General features: G+C 60.1%; 20 protein-coding genes. 13 read left to right on the top strand and 7 right to left on the bottom strand.

Annotated features, from left to right (window positions below; translation table 11 throughout):
- Positions 1 to 11 precede the first annotated feature (11 nt).
- From cysN to FHU12_RS17845, 3 genes are all read left to right on the top strand, one after another.
- Positions 12 to 1,439 (top strand): sulfate adenylyltransferase subunit CysN, encoded by a 1,428-nt coding sequence (gene cysN, locus FHU12_RS17855; RefSeq protein WP_141970910.1) that lies wholly within the window; start codon positions 12 to 14, stop codon positions 1,437 to 1,439.
- Positions 1,378 to 2,067 carry an adenylyl-sulfate kinase gene (gene cysC / locus FHU12_RS17850; protein ID WP_141970908.1) on the top strand — a complete coding sequence of 230 codons (690 nt, stop codon included), beginning with the start codon at positions 1,378 to 1,380 and terminating at the stop codon, positions 2,065 to 2,067. Before cysN ends, cysC begins: the two co-directional genes overlap by 62 nt.
- An 84-nt stretch (positions 2,068 to 2,151) precedes the next feature.
- Complete coding sequence (locus FHU12_RS17845) at positions 2,152 to 2,478, top strand: DUF3561 family protein (RefSeq protein WP_025301616.1); 327 nt, start codon at positions 2,152 to 2,154, stop codon at positions 2,476 to 2,478.
- A 52-nt stretch (positions 2,479 to 2,530) separates the two neighbouring features.
- Here FHU12_RS17845 and FHU12_RS17840 read toward each other — a convergent pair whose 3' ends face one another.
- From FHU12_RS17840 to FHU12_RS17830, 3 genes are all read right to left on the bottom strand, one after another.
- Positions 2,531 to 3,253: an amino acid ABC transporter ATP-binding protein gene (locus FHU12_RS17840; RefSeq protein ID WP_141970905.1), complete on the bottom strand. Its 723-nt coding sequence runs from the start codon at positions 3,251 to 3,253 to the stop codon at positions 2,531 to 2,533.
- Positions 3,237 to 3,956, bottom strand: coding sequence for an amino acid ABC transporter permease (locus tag FHU12_RS17835; protein WP_042706788.1), 720 nt, complete (start codon positions 3,954 to 3,956; stop codon positions 3,237 to 3,239). Before FHU12_RS17835 ends, FHU12_RS17840 begins: the two co-directional genes overlap by 17 nt.
- Before the next feature lie 114 nt (positions 3,957 to 4,070).
- A complete protein-coding gene (locus FHU12_RS17830) occupies positions 4,071 to 4,841 on the bottom strand; it encodes a basic amino acid ABC transporter substrate-binding protein (protein ID WP_141970903.1) in 771 nt (256 codons plus the stop codon).
- A 403-nt stretch (positions 4,842 to 5,244) separates the two neighbouring features.
- On the opposite strand from FHU12_RS17830, the gene ftsB reads away from it, so the two are divergent.
- The 8 genes from ftsB to rpoS all read left to right on the top strand — a co-directional run bounded on the left by ftsB (position 5,245) and on the right by rpoS (position 11,550).
- A complete protein-coding gene (gene ftsB, locus FHU12_RS17825) occupies positions 5,245 to 5,565 on the top strand; it encodes a cell division protein FtsB (protein ID WP_021505314.1) in 321 nt (106 codons plus the stop codon).
- Positions 5,566 to 5,568: 3 nt separating this feature from the next.
- Positions 5,569 to 6,276 carry a 2-C-methyl-D-erythritol 4-phosphate cytidylyltransferase gene (ispD, locus tag FHU12_RS17820; protein WP_102985439.1) on the top strand — a complete coding sequence of 236 codons (708 nt, stop codon included), beginning with the start codon at positions 5,569 to 5,571 and terminating at the stop codon, positions 6,274 to 6,276.
- Between the two features lie 10 nt (positions 6,277 to 6,286).
- The gene (gene ispF / locus FHU12_RS17815; RefSeq protein WP_004932594.1) at positions 6,287 to 6,760 is read left to right on the top strand and encodes a 2-C-methyl-D-erythritol 2,4-cyclodiphosphate synthase; all 474 of its coding nucleotides are present in this window, start codon (positions 6,287 to 6,289) and stop codon (positions 6,758 to 6,760) included.
- 4 nt (positions 6,761 to 6,764) lie between these two features.
- Positions 6,765 to 7,811 (top strand): tRNA pseudouridine(13) synthase TruD, encoded by a 1,047-nt coding sequence (gene truD / locus FHU12_RS17810; RefSeq protein ID WP_141970901.1) that lies wholly within the window; start codon positions 6,765 to 6,767, stop codon positions 7,809 to 7,811.
- Positions 7,792 to 8,553: a 5'/3'-nucleotidase SurE gene (gene surE / locus FHU12_RS17805; RefSeq protein ID WP_087762916.1), complete on the top strand. Its 762-nt coding sequence runs from the start codon at positions 7,792 to 7,794 to the stop codon at positions 8,551 to 8,553. The genes truD and surE overlap by 20 nt, the downstream gene beginning before the upstream one ends.
- Positions 8,547 to 9,173, top strand: a complete 627-nt coding sequence (locus tag FHU12_RS17800; RefSeq protein WP_141970897.1) for a protein-L-isoaspartate(D-aspartate) O-methyltransferase — start codon at positions 8,547 to 8,549, stop codon at positions 9,171 to 9,173. The genes surE and FHU12_RS17800 overlap by 7 nt, the downstream gene beginning before the upstream one ends.
- A 325-nt stretch (positions 9,174 to 9,498) precedes the next feature.
- The gene (gene nlpD, locus FHU12_RS17795; RefSeq protein WP_185742326.1) at positions 9,499 to 10,497 is read left to right on the top strand and encodes a murein hydrolase activator NlpD; all 999 of its coding nucleotides are present in this window, start codon (positions 9,499 to 9,501) and stop codon (positions 10,495 to 10,497) included.
- 54 nt (positions 10,498 to 10,551) lie between these two features.
- Positions 10,552 to 11,550, top strand: a complete 999-nt coding sequence (gene rpoS, locus FHU12_RS17790; protein ID WP_019455119.1) for an RNA polymerase sigma factor RpoS — start codon at positions 10,552 to 10,554, stop codon at positions 11,548 to 11,550.
- A 79-nt stretch (positions 11,551 to 11,629) separates the two neighbouring features.
- Here rpoS and mutS read toward each other — a convergent pair whose 3' ends face one another.
- The 4 genes from mutS to FHU12_RS17770 form a co-directional block, all read right to left on the bottom strand.
- Positions 11,630 to 14,185: a DNA mismatch repair protein MutS gene (mutS, locus tag FHU12_RS17785; protein ID WP_141970893.1), complete on the bottom strand. Its 2,556-nt coding sequence runs from the start codon at positions 14,183 to 14,185 to the stop codon at positions 11,630 to 11,632.
- A gap of 307 nt (positions 14,186 to 14,492) precedes the next feature.
- Positions 14,493 to 15,485, bottom strand: a complete 993-nt coding sequence (locus tag FHU12_RS17780; RefSeq protein WP_260440737.1) for a Vgb family protein — start codon at positions 15,483 to 15,485, stop codon at positions 14,493 to 14,495.
- A 29-nt stretch (positions 15,486 to 15,514) separates the two neighbouring features.
- Positions 15,515 to 16,486 (bottom strand): aldo/keto reductase, encoded by a 972-nt coding sequence (locus FHU12_RS17775; protein ID WP_141970890.1) that lies wholly within the window; start codon positions 16,484 to 16,486, stop codon positions 15,515 to 15,517.
- Between the two features lie 12 nt (positions 16,487 to 16,498).
- Complete coding sequence (locus FHU12_RS17770) at positions 16,499 to 17,299, bottom strand: SDR family NAD(P)-dependent oxidoreductase (protein WP_168186778.1); 801 nt, start codon at positions 17,297 to 17,299, stop codon at positions 16,499 to 16,501.
- Between the two features lie 106 nt (positions 17,300 to 17,405).
- On the opposite strand from FHU12_RS17770, the gene FHU12_RS17765 reads away from it, so the two are divergent.
- Both FHU12_RS17765 and FHU12_RS17760 read left to right on the top strand, forming a co-directional pair.
- Positions 17,406 to 18,299, top strand: a complete 894-nt coding sequence (locus FHU12_RS17765) for a LysR family transcriptional regulator (RefSeq protein WP_141970888.1) — start codon at positions 17,406 to 17,408, stop codon at positions 18,297 to 18,299.
- A 417-nt stretch (positions 18,300 to 18,716) separates the two neighbouring features.
- Positions 18,717 to 19,034, top strand: a complete 318-nt coding sequence (locus tag FHU12_RS17760) for a PTS sugar transporter subunit IIB (protein ID WP_033641898.1) — start codon at positions 18,717 to 18,719, stop codon at positions 19,032 to 19,034.
- Positions 19,035 to 19,039 lie beyond the last annotated feature (5 nt).

Below are 19,039 nucleotides of genomic sequence, written 5' to 3'. Positions count from 1 at the left end.
GGAGCCGCCGGATGAACAACGCAATTGCACAACAAATCGCTGACCAGGGCGGCGTCGAATCTTACCTGCACGCGCAGCAGCACAAGAGCCTGCTGCGTTTTCTGACCTGCGGCAGCGTCGATGACGGCAAAAGCACCCTGATCGGCCGCCTGCTGCACGATACGCGCCAGATCTACGAGGATCAGCTGTCGACGCTGCACAGCGACAGTAAACGCATCGGCACCCAGGGCGAGAAGCTCGATCTGGCGCTGCTGGTGGACGGCCTGCAGGCCGAGCGCGAGCAGGGCATCACCATCGACGTAGCCTATCGCTATTTCTCGACCGAAAAACGCAAATTTATCATCGCCGATACCCCAGGGCATGAGCAGTACACCCGCAATATGGCCACCGGCGCCTCCACCTGCGATCTGGCGATCCTGTTGATCGACGCGCGCAAAGGGGTGCTGGATCAGACTCGCCGCCACAGTTTTATCGCGACCCTGCTGGGCATTCGCCATCTGGTGGTGGCGGTGAACAAAATGGATCTGGTGGGCTACCAGGAAGCGGTGTTCGAGCAGTTCAAACAGGATTACCTGACCTTCGCCCAGCAGTTGCCAGGCGATCTGGATATCAAGTTCGTACCGCTGTCGGCGCTGGACGGTGACAACGTGGCGAGCGAAAGCGCCCATATGCCGTGGTACAGCGGCCCGACGCTGTTGGAAGTGCTGGAGAGCGTGGACGTGGTCAGCGAGCGAGAAAATCAGCCGCTGCGCTTCCCGGTGCAGTACGTCAACCGCCCGAACCTCGATTTTCGCGGCTATGCCGGCACGCTGTCCGCCGGCGTGGTGCGGGTGGGGCAACGGGTTAAAGTGCTGCCTTCCGGCGTGGAGTCCAGCGTGGCGCGCATCGTGACCTTCGACGGCGATCTGCAAGAAGCGGTGCCGGGCGAGGCGATTACGCTGGTGCTGAAGGATGAAGTGGACATCAGCCGCGGCGATTTGCTGGTCGACGCCGGCGAAAGCCTGCAGGCGGCGCAGAGCGCGCGGGTGGACGTGGTATGGATGGCCGAGCAGCCGCTGGTGCCGGGTCAGAGCTACGACATCAAAATCGCCGGTAAAAAGACCCGCGCACGCGTGGAGAGCATCCGCCATCAGGTGGAGATCAACACGCTGGCGCAACACCCGGCCGACACGTTGCCGCTCAACGGTATCGGCCTGGTGGAGCTGACCTTCGACGAGCCGCTGATGCTGGACAGCTATCAGAGCAATCACGACACCGGCGGGCTGATCTTCATCGATCGTATGAGCAACGTCACGGTGGGCGCCGGGCTGGTGCGTGAAACGCTTCAGGCCGCATCGGCGGCACGCGGCGAATTTAGCGCCTTCGAGCTGGAGCTGAATGCGCTGGTGCGCAAGCACTTCCCGCACTGGGGCGCACGCGATCTGCTCGGTGGCCGATAAGGTGGCCGCTGAACTGAGGGCGACCGGGCCGGATGATGAGAACGTGGTTTGGCATCCGCACGCGGTGACGCGCGCGGATCGCGAAGCGCGCAACGGTCACCGTGGCGCGGTGCTATGGTTTACCGGGCTGTCCGGCTCGGGCAAATCCACCGTCGCCGGCGCGTTGGAGCAGGCGCTGCATGGGCTCGGCGTCAGCACCTATCTGCTGGACGGCGATAACGTGCGCCACGGTCTGTGCCGCGATCTCGGTTTCTCTGACGAGGATCGGCGCGAGAATATTCGCCGGGTGGGGGAAGTGGCCAAACTGATGGTGGATGCCGGGTTGGTGGTGTTGACCGCGTTCATTTCGCCGCACCGCGCCGAGCGGCAAATGGTGCGCGAGATGCTCGGCGACGAGCGCTTTATCGAGGTGTTCGTCGACACGCCGTTGGCGATCTGCGAGGCGCGCGATCCGAAGGGATTGTATAAAAAAGCGCGTGCCGGCGAGCTGCGCAATTTCACCGGCATCGACGCGGTTTACGAGGCGCCGCAGCAGCCGGAAATCCACCTCGATGGCCAACAATTGGTAACAAATTTGATTGCGCAATTGTTAGACGTGTTGCGTGGTCAGGCTATTATCAAACCCTGAATTCAAAAAAAGCGTGTGGCGTTTTTCGCCATGCGCTTTTTACTCTAAGCCGCCGCAGAGCGAGCCGAATAACCAGGGATCACTATGCAAAATGTCACGCCTATCTTGATCGACGCCAAGCAGTCAAAACAGGAGAGAGAGGAGCCTTCTTATTCTTTCCTGGGCGGCGTTAGCGGCTTTGTTTTCTACTGGCTGGCGTTCGCGTTGCCGTTTCTGGTTTACGGTTCCAACACGCTGTTTTTCCTGCTCTATACCTGGCCATTCTTCCTGGCGCTGATGCCGCTGTCGGTGCTGATCGGCATCACCCTCAGCATGCTGTTGCGCGGTCGTCTGATTTTGACGCTGCTGCTGACCGGCACCATTGTGCTGTGCCTGTTCTGGCTGGTGTTCAGCTTCCTGACCGGGTGGTAAGAGAGCGGGCGCCGATGCCGGCGCCCGAAGGATTGCAAAGCGGTGCCGAAGGTTACAAAACTTTGCTTAGAAATGCCTGAGTGCGCGGATTGGTCGGATGGCTGAAGATCTGCTGCGGCACCCCTTCTTCCTGAATGATCCCCTGATCGATAAACAGCACCCGGTCGGCCACCTCGCGGGCAAAGCCCATCTCATGCGTTACCACCACCATGGTCATGCCCTCGTGGGCCAGCGATTTCATCACTGCCAACACTTCGCCCACCAGCTCCGGATCGAGCGCGGAGGTCGGTTCGTCGAACAGCATGATCTTCGGCTCCATCGCCAGCGCGCGGGCGATCGCCACCCGCTGCTGCTGGCCGCCGGACAGGCTGTTGGGATAGGCGTCAATCTTGTCGAGCAGGCCGACCTTGCGCAGCAGCTGTTCAGCTTGCGTAATGGCTTCGGCGCGCGGCAGTTTCTTCACGCTTACCGGCGCCATGATGATGTTTTCTAACACCGTCATGTGCGGGAACAGGTTGAAGCGCTGAAATACCATGCCCACGCTTTCACGCATTTTGTTCAGATCGGTTTTCTGATCGTGGATGGCGAAGCCATTCACCTCGATCTCGCCGCCGGAGAGCGTTTCCAGCGCGTTGATGCAGCGCAGGAAGGTGCTCTTCCCCGAGCCGGAAGGGCCGATGACGCACACCACTTCGTTGGCGGCGATCTGGCAGGAAATACCGCGCAGCACGTGGCTCTCGCCGAACTGTTTTTGCAGGTTATGTACGCGAATCACTTTTACCGAACCTCTTTTCCATGTGTTGCACCAGCAGCGAAAGCAGGAAGGTGATGACCCAATAGACCAGCGAAATGGTCAGGTAGGGCTCCCAATAGGTGGCGTAGGCGCCGGAGACGGTACGGGCGGCATAGGCCAGATCCGCCAGGCCGATGGCGGAGGCCAGCGACGAATCCTTGACGATAGCGATGGCGTTGTTGCCCAGCGGCGGCAGCATGCGGCGGAAGGCCTGCGGCAAGATAACCTGTCGCATGGTCTTGCCGTAGCTCATACCCAGCGAACGCGAAGCCTCCATCTGGCCGCGATCGATCGATTGGATCCCGGCGCGGAAGATCTCCGACACATAGGCTCCGGCGTTGAGCGTGATTGCCACCACGCAGGAAAGAAAGGCACCGTAGTCGGCGCGCAGCGCACGGGCGAAATCGACGCTCATCAGGCCGCTGGTGACGAGCAGGCCGTCGCGCGGATTGATGAACAGCGGCACCAGAGCGAAATGCACGACCATGATTTGTACGAACAGCGGCGTGCCGCGAAAGGCGCTGATGTAAATGCGCACCGGCCACTGAACGCCGTAATGCAGGATGGGTTTCCAGATGCCGTGCGGCGCCTGCGCCAAACGGCCCAGCCCGAGGATCAATCCCCAGGTGGTGCCCAGCAGCACGCAGATAATGGTGCATTTGATGGTCATCCAGGCGCCTTCCATAAACAGCGGCGCGTATTCCTGGATGATCTCCCAGCGGAAGTTCAAAGGGTGTTCCTTCTTGGTAGGCTGAAACGGTGGTGCGCCGGCGGCCTGGTGGGCGCCGGCGACAGGGCATTATTCCGCCGGCAGCGTCGGTACGTTGCTGTCGAACCAGGTTTGGTAGATCTTGGCGTAGATGCCGTCGGCGACGATTTTCTTCAGGCCGGCGTTGATCTTGTTGCGCAGTTCGTCGTTGCCTTTGGCGACGGCGATGCCGAAATACTGGCGCTCGAACTTGGCGTCGGGTACCAGCTTGAAGGCTTTCTCAGGGTGGGTTTTGATGTAGAACTTGGCCACGCCGACGTCGCCGACCGCCGCGCCGATGCCGTCTTCATACAGCTCCTGCAGCATCAGCGGGGTATTGTCGAAGCGCTTGATGGCAGTGCTGTTTTTGCCCAGCACATCGGACACCACGATGTCGCCGGTGCTGGAGTTCACCACGCCGACCTTCAGCGCTTTCAGCGCGGCGATAGAGTCTACCGTCGAGTCTTGCGGCACCACGATAGCCTGCTCGGCCGGGAAGTATGGCGCCGAGAAATCAACCATTTGCTTGCGCTTGTCGGTGATGGTGATGCCGGAAATGATGATATCGCGATCGCCGGAATTCAACGTGGCGAAGATCCCTTCCCATGGCGTATTGATCAGTTTGATCTGGAAACCTTCGGCCTTGGCTACCGCTTTGATGATGTCGATGTCGAAACCTTCCAGCTGCTTTTGGCTGTTTTCAAACTCAAACGGCCGATAGGTGCCGCCGGAGCCGACGACGTAGGTAGGTTCAGCCGCCAATACGGCGGTGGAGAAGGTGGCGGCCAGGCAGGCGCCGATCAGAACTAAACGTTTTAACATCGCGATCCCCGATAATGAATGGTTATATATTGGAATTATTTATGCACTATGAGTGCATAAAAATAAGCCCCAATGAATGAAAGTGCAACCACCGCAGGAGAATTATTCTTTCTATGGTGTTAAATATTCACTTTTGACGTTGTTTTGGCGTAAGCGATGGGTCAGCAAGCGGCGATGCAGTGGTTCTTGCTGCATAATGGGGGAGGGGCAGTGTGTGTCTCATCGGAAAATGCGCCGCGCGTGCCGGGCAAAAGGGGCTTTTTTTGCCGCTTTCACCGCGGAATTAGGCAATAAACTCGGGAACCCTTCATCCGTATTCTGAATTTGGCGTTGAAATGCCGCTCTCAGTGTGGAGTCCAACGAGAAGTTGTGGGATGATTGGTCGGTTTTTCAGGGGGCGGAGATGGGAAAACTTACGCTGCTATTGCTGGCATTGCTCGGTTGGTTACAGTATTCACTGTGGCTGGGCAAAAATGGTATTCACGATTACGTGCGAGTCAATGAAGATGTTGCGGTCCAACAGGGTAGCAACGCCAAGTTGAAAGCGCGTAACGATCAGCTGTTTGCCGAAATCGATGATTTGAACGGCGGTCAGGAAGCGATCGAAGAGCGAGCACGTAATGAGCTGGGCATGATCAAGCCCGGTGAGACTTTCTATCGTCTGGTTCCTGACCAATCCAGACGCAACGCGGCGTCTTCCTCGCAAAATAACGCACAAAAATAACGCATGAATCACTCCGCAGGCACCTTTCCCTCGGTGATTGCCGTCCTGCCCGCTGCCGGTATCGGCAGCCGCATGCAGGCGGAATGCCCGAAGCAATATTTAACCATTGGCCGACACAGTATCGTCGAGCACGCTATCCATGCCCTGTTGCGTCATCCGCGCATCGAGCGGGTGATCGTGGCGATCGGCCCGGAAGATCGCCAGTTCGAACAGTTGCCGATCGCCCAGGATCCGCGGGTGACCGTCACTGAGGGCGGCAAACAGCGCGCCGATTCGGTGATGGCCGGACTTAAACTGGCGGGCGATGCGGACTGGGTGCTGGTGCACGACGCTGCACGCCCCTGCCTGCACGCCGACGATCTCGAGCGCCTGCTGGCGATCACCGCACACAGCAAGGTCGGCGGCATTCTCGCCGCGCCGGTGCGTGACACCATGAAACGCGCCGAACCCGGCCGCGAAACCATCGCCCACACCGTCGAACGGCAGGATCTGTGGCACGCGCTGACGCCGCAGCTGTTTCCGCTGCCGCTGCTCAAGCAGTGCCTGCAGCGCGCGCTGGATGAAGGTGCGAACGTCACCGACGAAGCCTCGGCGCTGGAGCATTGCGGTTATCATCCGCAGCTGATCGCCGGCCGGGCGGACAACATTAAAGTAACGCGGCCGGAGGATTTGGCGCTGGCGGCGTTCTATTTGACTCAGTTAGACAATTAAGGAGCGCATCATGCGTATCGGTCACGGTTTTGACGTACATAAATTCGGCGGCGAAGGCCCGTTGGTGATCGGTGGCGTTCGCATCCCTTACGACAAAGGTTTGCTGGCCCACTCGGACGGTGACGTTGCGCTGCACGCCGCGACCGATGCCCTGTTGGGCGCGGCGGCGCTGGGCGATATCGGCAAACTGTTCCCCGATACCGATCCGGCGTTCAAAGGCGCCGACAGCCGCGAGCTGCTGCGCGAAGCCTGGAAACGCATTCGCGCCAAAGGATACCGCCTCGGTAACCTCGATATCACCATTATCGCTCAGGCGCCGAAAATGGCGCCGCACATCCCGCAGATGCGCGTCTTCCTGGCGGAAGATCTGCAGTGCCATATGGATGACGTCAACGTGAAGGCCACGACCACCGAGCAGCTCGGTTTCACCGGGCGCGGCGAGGGCATCGCCTGCGAAGCGGTCGCCTTGCTGATCAAGGAATAACCGCATGGATATGGCGAATCTGACCTGGCTGCATGGCCGGCCGCAGAGCACCGGGGTGTTGAAAGCCAATCAGGAAGATTTCGTGGTGGTGGAAGACCTGGGCTTTGCGCCGGACGGCGAAGGCGAGCATGTGCTGGTGAACATCCGTAAAAACGGCTGCAATACCCAGTTCGTGGCCGACTATCTGGCGCGCTTCGCCGGTATTCACGCTCGTTCGGTCAGCTATGCGGGGTTGAAAGACCGCCATGCGGTGACCGAACAGTGGTTCTGCCTGCACATGCCGGGCAAGGACACGCCGGATTTCTCCCAGTTTGCGCTGGAAGGCTGCGAGGTGCTTTCGTTCGCCCGCCACCTGCGTAAAATGCGCATCGGTAACCTGAAGGGCAACCACTTTACGCTGGTGCTGCGCCAGATTTCCGATCGTCAGGACGTAGAGCGCCGTCTGCAGGCCATCGCTGCGCATGGTGTGCCGAACTACTTCGGCAGCCAGCGTTTCGGCCGTGGCGGCAACAATCTGGTGATGGCGCGCCGCTGGGCGAACGACGAAATCCGCGTCAAAGAGCGCAGCAAACGCAGTTTCTACCTGTCCGCCAGCCGCAGCGCGCTGTTTAATCAGGTCGCGAGCAGGCGCCTGGCCGATGGCCTGCAGCGCACGGTACTGGAAGGGGACGCCCTGCAGCTGAGCGGCCGCGGCAGTTGGTTCGTCGCCAAGGCCGATGAGCTGGAGACGCTGCAACAGCGGTTGGATGCCGGTGAGCTGGTTATCACCGCGACGTTGCCGGGCGACGGCGAGCCGGGCACCGCCGGCAGCGCGTTGGCATTTGAACAACAATGCTTGGCGGAGCAGCAGGAATTGCTTACGCTTTTAAAGCGCGAGCGTGTCGAACCCGCTCGTCGGGCCCTGCTGTTGCAGCCGCAAAATATGCTGTGGAACTGGTGGGATGAGGTTACCGTGGAACTGCGCTTCTGGCTGCCGGCGGGCAGCTTTGCCACCAGCGTAGTTCGCGAGATCATGCAGCAGGATGACAGTGATGCGGATATTGCTGAGTAACGATGACGGCGTCAGCGCCCCGGGCATTCAGGTGCTGGCGGCGGCGCTGCGGGAGTTCGCCGAGGTGCAGGTCGTGGCGCCGGATCGTAACCGCAGCGGCTCTTCCAATGCCCTGACGCTGGAATCGCCGCTGCGCACGCAGACGCTGGCCAACGGCGATATTGCGGTGCTGCAGGGGACGCCGACCGATTGTGTCTATCTTGGCGTCAACGCACTGATGCACCCGGCACCGGATATCGTGGTCTCCGGCATTAACGCCGGACCGAATTTGGGCGACGACGTCATCTATTCCGGCACCGTCGCGGCGGCGATGGAGGGCCGGCATCTGGGGCTGCCCGCGTTGGCGGTGTCGTTGAACGGCCACCAGCACTATGCGACCGCCGCCGTCATTACCTGCCGTATCCTGCGCGCGTTGCAGCGTGAGCCGTTGCGTACCGGAAAAATACTGAATATCAACGTACCGGATCTGCCGCTGGCGGAGATTAAAGGCCTGCGCGTTACCCGCTGCGGCAGCCGCCATCCCGCCGATAAGGTCTTCTGCCAGCAGGATCCGCGCGGACAAAATCTCTACTGGATCGGGCCGCCTGGTGATAAATTTGATGTCGGGCCGGATACCGACTTTGCGGCGGTGGAACAAGGCTATGTGGCGATCACGCCGCTGCAGGTGGATTTGACCGCCTACGCGGCGCAGGAAGTCGTGAAAACATGGTTAACCAAGGCAGAGGTTAGCGGGGAATGGTGAACAAGCGTATGCAAACATTGCTGACGCAGCTGCGGCAGCAGGGGATCCGGGACGAAAAGCTGCTGCGGGCGATCGAAGCGGTGCCGCGCGAGCGTTTTGTCGACGAAGCGCTGGATCATAAGGCCTACGAAAACACCGCGCTGCCGATCGGCTCCGGCCAGACCATTTCCCAGCCTTATATGGTGGCGCGGATGACCGAGCTGCTGAATTTGAATCCCACTTCACGGGTGCTGGAGATCGGCACCGGTTCCGGTTATCAGACCGCTATCCTGGCGCATCTGGTACAACACGTTTGTTCCGTCGAACGCATCAAGGGGTTGCAGTGGCAGGCCAAGCGCCGCCTGAAGCAGCTCGATCTTCATAATGTTTCCACCCGCCACGGCGACGGCTGGCAGGGCTGGGCGTCGCGTGGCCCGTTCGATGCGATCATCGTCACCGCCGCGCCGCCGGAGATCCCGCAGGCGCTGGTGGAACAATTGGACGACGGCGGCATTTTGGTGTTGCCGGTGGGCGAGCAGGCCCAAACCCTCAAACGCATTCAACGCCATGGCAACGAGTTCGTTGTCGATGCGGTAGAAGCGGTGCGCTTTGTCCCGCTGGTGAAAGGCGAATTGGCCTAGCGATTGTCTGATTTTTCGACCGTCTGCAAAATCTGTTGCACTTTCATCACGTCCGGATAAGGTTTTCTCGTTCCAATCAGGCTAATTTTCACTAGAATTGGCCTTTCTACGTAGTTGTCTTATGGTGCGGCAATGCCAATGTGGTTAGCATTGGCGCGCGTTTTGATGCTCCGGCGGGAGATGACCTGGCGTTCAGGGATCGGCCGGCGGCGCCTTTACATCGCAGGGACTGGGAAGTGGCAAAAGCTCGGCTACGATGTAAAGGGTATTTTGGATATATCACTGATATTGCTGTCATGGGGGAAGCATGAGCACGGGAAGCCCAATGATTACGTTACGCCGGGTAGCGGTGTGTACGATGGTAAGTTTGTGGTTGGCGGGTTGTACGAACAATGCCTCGACGTCAGCCCCTATCAGCAGCGTGGGTGGCGGCGGTGCCGTTCCATCCGGCAATAACAATGGCGGGGTGCAGCAGGCCAGCCCCGAGGGCCGCATTGTCTATAACCGCAGTTATAACGCTATCCCTAAAGGGAGCTACAGCGGCGGTGAAACCTATACGGTCAAGCGCGGCGACACGCTGTTTTACATCGCCTGGATCACCGGCAACGATTTCCGCGACCTGGCGCAGCGCAACAATATCCCTGAGCCATACAGCCTGAATGTTGGCCAAACCATTCAGCTTGGTAATGGTTCTGCCAACGGCGGCGGCGGCATGCTGGCGACGACAGACGCGACCAAAGGCGGCGTTCCGAAGCCACCTTCCAGCACCCAGATCCAGACGGCAACGGTTGATTCTCAATCAACTAACGCGTATTCTGAAAACTCGGGTAAACAGAATGTAGGTAAGATGTTACCTGCAGCGGGTGCTGTAGCGGTTGGGACCGCGACTGCGCCTGTTACCGCACCGGAAGCCGCTCCACCCGTGAGCAGCACCGTCAGCAACAGTTCTCCGGTCAGTACCTGGAGATGGCCGACTGACGGTAAGATTATTGATAACTTTTCCTCATCAGAAGGTGGGAATAAGGGCGTCGATATCGCCGGTTCCCGTGGGCAGCCTATCTTCGCTACCGCCGATGGTCGCGTAGTGTATGCCGGCAACGCTTTACGGGGTTACGGTAATCTAATCATCATCAAACACAATGATGATTACCTGAGCGCCTACGCTCATAACGACACAATGCTGGTCCGGGAACAACAAGAAGTGAAGGCGGGTCAAAAAATAGCCACCATGGGTAGCACCGGTACCAGTTCAGTACGTTTGCATTTTGAAATTCGTTACAAGGGGAAATCCGTAAACCCGCTGCGTTATCTTCCGCAGCGATAGATTGGGCAGAATACGCTGAGATTCTGCTCGCGGTATCACGGGTAGGAGCAGCATATGAGCCAAAATACGCTGAAAGTTAACGAGTTACATGATGATGCGGATTTCGACGAGAATGGAGCTGAGGCTGAGTCGTTTGATGAAAAAGCGCTGGTAGAAGAAGAGGCCAGCGAGAACGATTTAGCGGAAGAAGAGCTGTTGTCTCAAGGCGTTACGCAACGCGTATTGGATGCGACGCAGCTCTATCTGGGTGAGATCGGTTATTCACCTCTGCTGACCGCAGAGGAAGAAGTCTATTTTGCGCGGCGTGCTCTGCGCGGTGACGTGCCGTCCCGCCGCCGCATGATTGAAAGCAACCTGCGGCTGGTGGTGAAAATCGCCCGCCGCTACAGCAACCGCGGTCTGGCGCTGCTGGATCTGATCGAAGAGGGTAACCTCGGTCTGATTCGCGCAGTGGAAAAATTCGACCCGGAACGCGGTTTCCGCTTCTCCACTTATGCAACCTGGTGGATCCGTCAGACGATTGAACGGGCGATCATGAACCAAACCCGTACTATTCGTTTGCCTATCCATATCGTCAAAGAACTGAATGTCTATCTGCGCACCGCGCGCGAGCTTTCCCACAAGCTGGATCATGAACCGAGCGCTGAAGAGATTGCCGAGCAACTCGACAAGCCGGTGGATGACGTCAGCCGCATGCTGCGCCTGAATGAGCGCATCACCTCGGTGGATACGCCGTTGGGCGGGGATTCGGAGAAAGCGCTGCTGGACATTCTGGCCGACGAGAAGGACAACGGGCCTGAAGACACCACGCAAGACGACGATATGAAGCAAAGCATCGTCAAATGGTTGTTCGAACTGAACGCCAAACAGCGTGAAGTGTTGGCGCGTCGTTTCGGCCTGCTGGGCTATGAAGCGGCGACGCTGGAAGACGTAGGCCGGGAGATTGGCCTGACGCGCGAGCGCGTCCGTCAGATTCAGGTTGAAGGTCTGCGCCGTCTGCGTGAGATTCTGCAGATGCAGGGGCTGAGCATTGAGGCGCTGTTCCGCGAATAACGCCGGTTGTTGAACCGCATCAAATAAAAACGGTGAGCATGATGCTCACCGTTTTTTTATGCCCGCGTTTGGCGCCAGGCTACACCATATTTTTCAGCCGGTAGATCCATTCCAGTGCCTGGCGCGGCGACAGGGAATCCGGATCCAGCGCCTCCAGGGCTTCTACCGCCGGCGAGGTCTCTTCCTGCAACAGCGTCATCTGGGTGGCATCGACGCTGCCCGATGCGGTGTGGCTGGAGATAGACTCCAGCTCGCGCAGCTTCTGGCGGGCGCGCTTGATGACGTCGCGCGGCACGCCGGCCAGTGCGGCGACCGCCAGGCCATAGCTTTTGCTGGCGGCACCGTCCTGCACGCTGTGCATGAAGGCGATGGTGTCGCCATGTTCGAGCGCGTCCAGATGCACGTTGACCACGCCTTCCATTTTCTCCGGCAGCGTCGTCAGTTCGAAGTAGTGGGTGGCGAACAGCGTCATCGCTTTGATACGGTTAGCCAGGTTCTCGGCGCAGGCCCAGGCCAGCGACAGGCCGTCGTAGGTGGAGGTGCCGCGGCCGATTTCATCCATCAACACCAGGCTGTGCTCGGTGGCGTTGTGCAGGATGTTGGCGGTTTCGGTCATCTCCACCATGAAGGTGGAGCGGCCGGAAGCCAGATCGTCCGCCGCGCCGACGCGGGTGAAGATGCGATCCACTGGGCCGATAGTGGCCTTGGTGGCGGGGACGTAACTGCCGATGTGCGCCATCAGCACGATCAGTGCCGTTTGCCGCATATAGGTGCTTTTACCGCCCATGTTCGGGCCGGTAATGATCAGCATGCGGCGCTGCGGCGACAGGGTGAGCGGGTTGGAGATAAACGGTTCGCTCAGCACCTGCTCCACCACCGGGTGGCGACCTTCGGTAATGCGGATCCCCGGCTGCTCACTCATGGTCGGGCAAGCGTAGTTCAGGGTATCAGCGCGCTCGGCCAGGTTGGCCAGCACGTCGAGCTCGGCCAGTGCGGCGGCGCTTTGCTGCAGTTCCGCCAGGTGCGGCAGCAGCAGATCGAACAGCTCGTCGTACAGACTTTTCTCGATCGCCAGTGCCTTGCCCTTGGAGGTGAGCACTTTGTCTTCGTACTCTTTCAATTCCGGGATGATGTAGCGCTCGGCGTTTTTCAGCGTCTGGCGGCGTACATAATGAATCGGCACCAGGTGGCTTTGGCCGCGGCTCACCTGAATATAGTAGCCGTGTACGCCGTTAAAACCGACCTTGAGCGTATCCAGCCCCAGCTTTTCACGCTCGCGGATCTCCAGCCGGTCGAGGTAGTCGCTGGCGCCGTCGGCCAGCGCGCGCCACTCGTCCAGCTCGCTGTTGTAACCGGGGGCGATCACGCCGCCGTCGCGCACCAATACCGGCGGCGATTCAATCACCGCGCGTTCCAGCAGCTCGCGCAGCTCGTCGAACTGGCCCACCTGCGACAGCAACTGCTGCACGTGCGGGGTGTCCACGTCTTGCAGCAGCGCGCGGATGTCCGGCAGTTGCTGGAAAGCATGACGCATGCGCGCCAGATCGCGCGGACGCGCGGTACGCAGCGCCAGGCGCGCCAAAATTCGCTCCTGATCGCCCACCTGGCGCAGCGAAGGCTGCAGATCGGCGAACAGCTCCTGCAATGCGCCGATCGCCTGTTGGCGGGCGGTGAGAACCTTGATATCGCGGGTCGGCATGTGCAGCCAGCGTTTCAGCATGCGGCTGCCCATCGGCGTGACCGTGCGATCGAGGATCGCCGCCAGCGTGTTGTCGTTGCCGCCGGACAGGCTCTGCGTCAGTTCCAGGTTGCGGCGGGTTGCGGCGTCCATGATGATGCCGTCCTGCTGGCGCTCCATAGTGATGCCGCGAATATGCGGCAGCGAAGTACGCTGGGTATCTTTGACGTATTGCAGCAGGCAGCCGGCGGCGCGCAGCGCCTGATGTGACTGCTCGACGCCGAAACCGGTCAAGTCGCGGGTGCCGAACTGCAGGTTGAGCTGCTGGCGTGCGGTCTCCAGTTCGAATTCCCACAGCGGGCGGCGGCGCAGGCCGTGGCGTTGTTCGATCAGCGCCATTTGTTCGAAGGTTTCCGGGTAGAGCAGCTCGGCTGGATTGGTACGCTGCAGCTCGGCAGCCATGGTTTCCAAATCCTGCGGCTCGGCGACGCGGAAGCGGCCGGAGCTGACGTCCAGCGTGGCATAACCGAAGCCACGCGCATCCTGCCAGATCGCCGCCAGCAGGTTGTCCTGGCGTTCTTGCAGCAGCGCTTCGTCGGTGATGGTGCCGGGGGTGACGATACGCACCACTTTGCGCTCGACCGGCCCTTTGCTGGTGGCCGGATCGCCGATCTGCTCGCAGATGGCGACGGACTCGCCGAGCTGCACCAGCTTGGCCAGGTAGTTCTCTACCGCGTGGTGCGGCACGCCGGCCATCGGGATCGGTTCACCCGCCGAGGCGCCGCGTTTGGTCAGCGAGATATCCAGCAGTTGGGAAGCGCGCTTGGCGTCGTCGTAAAACAGCTCGTAGAAGTCGCCCATGCGGTAGAACAGCAGGATTTCAGGATGCTGGGCCTTGAGGCGCAGGTACTGCTGCATCATCGGCGTGTGCGAATCGAGTTTATCGGTGCTATTCATGCGATTATTTTTCCAATCCATTGAATGTAAAGGTCATTGTGATTTTCATTGTCGTCATTCGCTATCACATTGTTTCAGCAGGCGCCACCCCTTTTAGCGCTTGCCGGGCGGCGCAAATCAAATCATCAAAACGCCAAACGGCGCGCTCAAACCCAAGGTTTGCACAGACGCTTATACTAGCCCAGCGGGCAATCGGCTGTCACAGGTAAAAATGGGAAGCGCTGCGCAAGGCCGGTTTGTAACGCAGCGAGATTGTCGTTTGCCTGCGGGCAACAACGCAAGTCGCCGCCCGCAGTGGGGGGCGACTTTATTGCGCGGCGGTGAGAGGCAGGGGCAGTTGATAGAGGCGGAAACTGTCGGGCACTTCGGTTTCATGGCCGGGCAGCAGACGGTGGCGGATGCGCGACTCGCTGACGAAGGCGCAGCCTTGTGGGGTGATAGTCAGGTTGACCGGCGACTCCATGCCTTCGCGCAAGACCTCAAGTTGGTGCATCCCTGCCGCCTTGGGTGACGGGATCCGCAGGATCCGCCCTTGGCCGCTCAGGATCCCGTTTTCCAGCACGATCAGCGCGCCGTCTGGCGCCAATCCCATCCCGTCCGGGTTTTCGATGAGGCGCGGCAGCTGCATTTCCGTCAACTGCGGCTTTGGATCGTTATAGCTGAGGGTGTAGAGCTTACCGGTGCCGAAATTGGCGACTGCCATCAGCCGGTCGTCGAGCAGCACGATCCCGGCGGCCCCCAACCCGCTGGGAGCCGCCAATTGCGGATACCGATACAGCGTACTGAATGCCGTTTCGCCCGGCCGCAGGCGCAGGATGCCGCCGCCGCGGGTTTCCGTTACGTACACCGTGCCGTCTGCGCCGAGCACGATATCGTTGCCCATTTCTCCCGCCGGCAGCGCCAGGCTGCGGTTGAGGGTGCCATCCGCGACGTTCAGCGCATAGATGCGGTTGGCGCGCGCTTTGCCGCCGGAGAGAAAGTCCGGCGAATTGCCCCACAGCAGCCCGCGCCGTTCGTCCAGCCGCAGCGCATTTGAGGCGAACACCGTGTCAGCACCGGGGAAAAAGGTTTCCCACGCTTTACCCGGCCGTTTGCGCAGCACGTTGCCGCTGGTGATCAGCCCGACATACAGCGTACCGTCCGCTGCGCGGGCGATGCCGTTGGGGTAAAGCGCGCCGGACGGCAGCGTTATGCTGCTTTCTGCGCAGTCTGCGCTGACGGCTGCCTGCGCCGGTGGGCTAAGAGTGAGTGCGGTAGCGAGGGTGAACAACGCCGCTCGCGCGATAACAGCGTATGACATGTTTCTCTCCGGGAATGGGGGAAAAGGAGCTACCAGCGCTCGGGGCGGGCAGCCTGTGCCATTGGCGCCTCCAGTGCGGCGACGTCTTCCGGCGATAGCCTGAGGGTGAGCGCTGCCAGCGCATCCTGCAGATGATGCGGCTTGGACATGCCCACCAGCGGTGACGTCACGCCGGGTCTGGCCAACAGCCAGGCCAGCGCGATCTGCGCCGGTGGAACGCCGCGCGCGGCCGCCACCTCCGCTACCGCATCGACGGTGCGCTCTACCTCGTTTCTGCCGTTATACCAACGGGGGACCTGTTCGTCGGTGGCGGCGCGCAGCGTGCCGCCACTGCCGGAACCGGCCAGTACGCCGCGGGCCAGCGGCGACCAGGGCGTCAGGCCAAGGCCCTCCTCCAGACACAGCGGGATCAGCTCCTCTTCGTCTTCACGCGTCACCAGGTTGTATTGGCTTTGCAGCGAAATAAACGGCGCCAGGCGGTGTTGACGTTGAAAGGCCAGCATTTTCATCAGGCGCCAGGCGTGCAGCGAAGAGGCGCCGAGATAGCGGATTTTGCCCGCCCGCACCAGGCCGTCGAGGGTGTCGGCAGTTTCTTCGATCGGCGTTTCGGTGTCGAAGCGGTGCAGCACGAACAGATCGAGATAATCCGTCCCCAACCGCTGCAATGAGGCGTCGACGCTGTGCAGCAGGTGCTTGCGCGACAGTCCGCGGCTGTTCGGCTGCGCGTCCATCGGAAAGTAGGCTTTGGTGGCGATCACCACGTCTTCACGGCGGGCGAACGCCTTCAGCGCGCGGCCGAGAATGCGCTCGCTTTCTCCGCCGGAGTAAATGTTGGCGGTATCGAAAAAATTGATGCCCGCTTCCAGCGCCTCGCGGATAAAGGGGCGCGCTTCATCTTCTTTCAGCACCCAGGGCCGCCAGGCCGGATCGCCGTAGGTCATGCAGCCCAGGCAGAGGCGGGACACCTGCAGGCCACTGTCGCCAAGCCGTACGTAGTTCATGGCGTCGTCTCCTCAGCGCATGCCGGCGATGGTGTAACCGCCGTCCACCAGCAGGCTTTGGCCGGTGATGAAGCGGGCTTCGTCCGTCGCCAGCCACAGCGCCACATCGCCGATGTCTTCCGATTCGCCCAGGCGGCCGGCGGGCGTGTGGGCGATAAAGGGCGCGAACGCCGCACTGTCGGCCACGCTGCCGCGCGCCATCGGCGTGTCGATGATGCCGGGGTTGATGTTGTTGACGCGGATGCCCTGGCCGCTGTATTCGAGCGCCACCGCGCGGATCATCGCATCGAGCGCCCCTTTGCTGGCGGAGTAGCTGGATGAGCCGGCCAGCGCGCCGTGGGTCAGCCAGGAGGACGTGTTGATGATCACGCCGCCTGAATGCTGTGCCAGGAAGGTTTCAATCTCGTATTTCATCGCCAGCCAGACGCCACGAAGGTTAATGGCGATCACGCGGTCAAAATCCTCGCTGCTCTGTTCGGTGATGGGGGCGAAGTTGCCGATGATGCCGGCGTTGTTGAAGGCGACGTCGAGCCGGCCGTAGTGGGCGCTCACCGTGGCGAGCAGCCTGCGGATATCGTCTTCCTGGGAGACGTCGGCCACGATGGGCAGGGCGTCGCCGCCGGCCAGCGCGATGTCGCGCGCCGTGGCTTCGATTTCCGCCGCGCGACGGCCGACCAGCGCGACGTTGGCACCTTCGCGGGCATAGGCCAGCGCTGCAGCGCGGCCGATACCGGTACCGCCGCCGCTCACCAGTACGACTTTGTCCGCCAAACGGCGCGGTGTTTCATGAGTTGGAGCTGTAGCATTAATCATCGCTTCGATACCTGGTAATGGGTTCGATCGCAATGCTATGTTGTTAGATGACGGATAACTATCCGCTAAAAATTCATCTCACTATTAGATAATTTATATTAATAGCATGAAGAAACCCGAATTGTCCGGCCTGGCGGCCTTCGTGGCTATCGCCAGTGAACGCAGCTTCCGCCGTGCCGCCGCCCGATTGGGCGTGACGCCGCCGACGCTGACCCACACCCTGCGCGAATTGGAAGCGCAGGTGGGCATTCGCCTGCTGAATCGCACCACCCGCAACGTCTCGCCGACGGAGGCCGGTGAGCATCTGCTGGCACAGTTGGTGCCCGCCTTTACCGACATCGACGCCGCGCTGGAGAGCCTGAATGCGTTTCGCGAAGGGCCACGCGGCCTGGTGCGTATCAACGCGCCGCGTTCGGCGATCGATCTCGCCATCGTGCCGCATCTGGGGCGGTTGGCCAGCGAGTACCCCGGCATTACGCTGGAGGTGGTGGCGGACGAGGGGTTCGCCAACATCGTCGAGCAAGGCTTTGACGCCGGTATTCGGCTCGGCGAGGATCTGCACAACGATATGCGCGCGGTGCGCCTGACGCCGGATCTGCGTTTTGCCATCGTCGCCACGCCGGACTATTTTCAACGGCACGGCGAACCGACGCATCCGCAGGATTTGCTGCAGCACCGCTGCATCGGTTGGCGCAAGGCCTCTTCGGGCGAGCGCTACAAATGGGGATTTCAGCAGGGCGAGCAGCGGTTTTCCGTGGCGGCTAACAGCCCGCTTATCGTGGATGACGCCAGGCTGTTGCTGCAGGCGGCGTTGGCGCACGTCGGCATCGCTTTCGCTATCGAACAGGAGGTGGAAGAACACCTGGCGAGCGGGCGGCTGCGGCGGGTGTTGGCCGACTGGTGTGCGCCGTTTCCCGGTTTTTACCTCTATTACCCCAACCGCAGGAACCATTCCGTGGCGCTGGCCACGGTGATCGAGTTGCTGCGTCTGCCCGTGTAATCCTCCTCGCCTGCCATCGCGTTCGGATGGCAGTAGGCGAATCAAGCTTGAACTATTTTTATTCCCACGCCGTTTGCTCGGGCGCAAATAAATCCTTAAATTCTCAGCGAGTTCATAACCTGCTGTTTATAATTGTTATTTGAGTATTTTTTGCGAATATTCTGAGCTTTTTTCAGTTATTTGAGAGCCCGATCACACTATTTTTTTATGCGAAATGTGAAGGGGGTCAATCCGCCAGGTCAATGAGAGACGGTTGTGTTTCCTCCTGGCTTACCGATCCGTTTTTCATGCTCCGTATACTGTCTGTAACCAGGGCAACGTGACGGAAATTTTCATAAGGAATGTGCGTGAAGCAATCGTGATTGCATCTGGCATACAAATAACACGGGGTTTTTTTGATTATCTGAGGTGCTTGGTATGGAAAAGAAAAAAATCTATCTGTTTTGTTCTGCCGGTATGTCCACTTCCCTGTTGGTATCAAAAATGAAGGCGCAGGCCGAAAAATATGAAGTGCCGGTGATCATCGCCGCCTATCCGGAAGCGCTGGCCGCAGAGAAGGGCATTGAAGCGGATCTGATCCTGTTGGGGCCGCAAATCGCCTACACCTTGCCGGAAGTGCAAAAACAGCTGCCCAATAAACCCGTTGAAGTCATCGATCCGCTGCTGTACGGCAAGGTCGATGGACTGGGCGTACTGAAGGCCGCGGTGGCCGCCATCAAGAAAGCCAATCAATAACAGGA

This window comes from Serratia marcescens (genome assembly GCF_006715005.1).
Classification (GTDB): Bacteria; Pseudomonadota; Gammaproteobacteria; order Enterobacterales; family Enterobacteriaceae; genus Serratia; species Serratia montpellierensis.
This window is presented reverse-complemented; position numbering and strand designations above follow the sequence as displayed.

What these genes read in the sequence shown, in the direction of transcription:
- ftsB (WP_021505314.1), top strand. Translation starts at nt 5,245, where the DNA reads ATGGGAAAACTTACGCTGCTATTGCTGGCATTGCTCGGTTGGTTACAG.
- cysC (WP_141970908.1), top strand. Translation starts at nt 1,378, where the DNA reads ATGCGCTGGTGCGCAAGCACTTCCCGCACTGGGGCGCACGCGATCTGC.
- nlpD (WP_185742326.1), top strand. Translation starts at nt 9,499, where the DNA reads ATGATTACGTTACGCCGGGTAGCGGTGTGTACGATGGTAAGTTTGTGG.
- FHU12_RS17830 (WP_141970903.1), bottom strand. Translation starts at nt 4,841, where the DNA reads ATGTTAAAACGTTTAGTTCTGATCGGCGCCTGCCTGGCCGCCACCTTC.
- cysN (WP_141970910.1), top strand. Translation starts at nt 12, where the DNA reads ATGAACAACGCAATTGCACAACAAATCGCTGACCAGGGCGGCGTCGAA.
- FHU12_RS17835 (WP_042706788.1), bottom strand. Translation starts at nt 3,956, where the DNA reads ATGGAAGGCGCCTGGATGACCATCAAATGCACCATTATCTGCGTGCTG.
- surE (WP_087762916.1), top strand. Translation starts at nt 7,792, where the DNA reads ATGCGGATATTGCTGAGTAACGATGACGGCGTCAGCGCCCCGGGCATT.
- mutS (WP_141970893.1), bottom strand. Translation starts at nt 14,185, where the DNA reads ATGAATAGCACCGATAAACTCGATTCGCACACGCCGATGATGCAGCAG.
- ispF (WP_004932594.1), top strand. Translation starts at nt 6,287, where the DNA reads ATGCGTATCGGTCACGGTTTTGACGTACATAAATTCGGCGGCGAAGGC.
- FHU12_RS17800 (WP_141970897.1), top strand. Translation starts at nt 8,547, where the DNA reads ATGGTGAACAAGCGTATGCAAACATTGCTGACGCAGCTGCGGCAGCAG.
- truD (WP_141970901.1), top strand. Translation starts at nt 6,765, where the DNA reads ATGGATATGGCGAATCTGACCTGGCTGCATGGCCGGCCGCAGAGCACC.
- FHU12_RS17765 (WP_141970888.1), top strand. Translation starts at nt 17,406, where the DNA reads ATGAAGAAACCCGAATTGTCCGGCCTGGCGGCCTTCGTGGCTATCGCC.
- rpoS (WP_019455119.1), top strand. Translation starts at nt 10,552, where the DNA reads ATGAGCCAAAATACGCTGAAAGTTAACGAGTTACATGATGATGCGGAT.
- FHU12_RS17845 (WP_025301616.1), top strand. Translation starts at nt 2,152, where the DNA reads ATGCAAAATGTCACGCCTATCTTGATCGACGCCAAGCAGTCAAAACAG.
- FHU12_RS17760 (WP_033641898.1), top strand. Translation starts at nt 18,717, where the DNA reads ATGGAAAAGAAAAAAATCTATCTGTTTTGTTCTGCCGGTATGTCCACT.
- ispD (WP_102985439.1), top strand. Translation starts at nt 5,569, where the DNA reads ATGAATCACTCCGCAGGCACCTTTCCCTCGGTGATTGCCGTCCTGCCC.
- FHU12_RS17775 (WP_141970890.1), bottom strand. Translation starts at nt 16,486, where the DNA reads ATGAACTACGTACGGCTTGGCGACAGTGGCCTGCAGGTGTCCCGCCTC.
- FHU12_RS17770 (WP_168186778.1), bottom strand. Translation starts at nt 17,299, where the DNA reads ATGATTAATGCTACAGCTCCAACTCATGAAACACCGCGCCGTTTGGCG.
- FHU12_RS17780 (WP_260440737.1), bottom strand. Translation starts at nt 15,485, where the DNA reads ATGTCATACGCTGTTATCGCGCGAGCGGCGTTGTTCACCCTCGCTACC.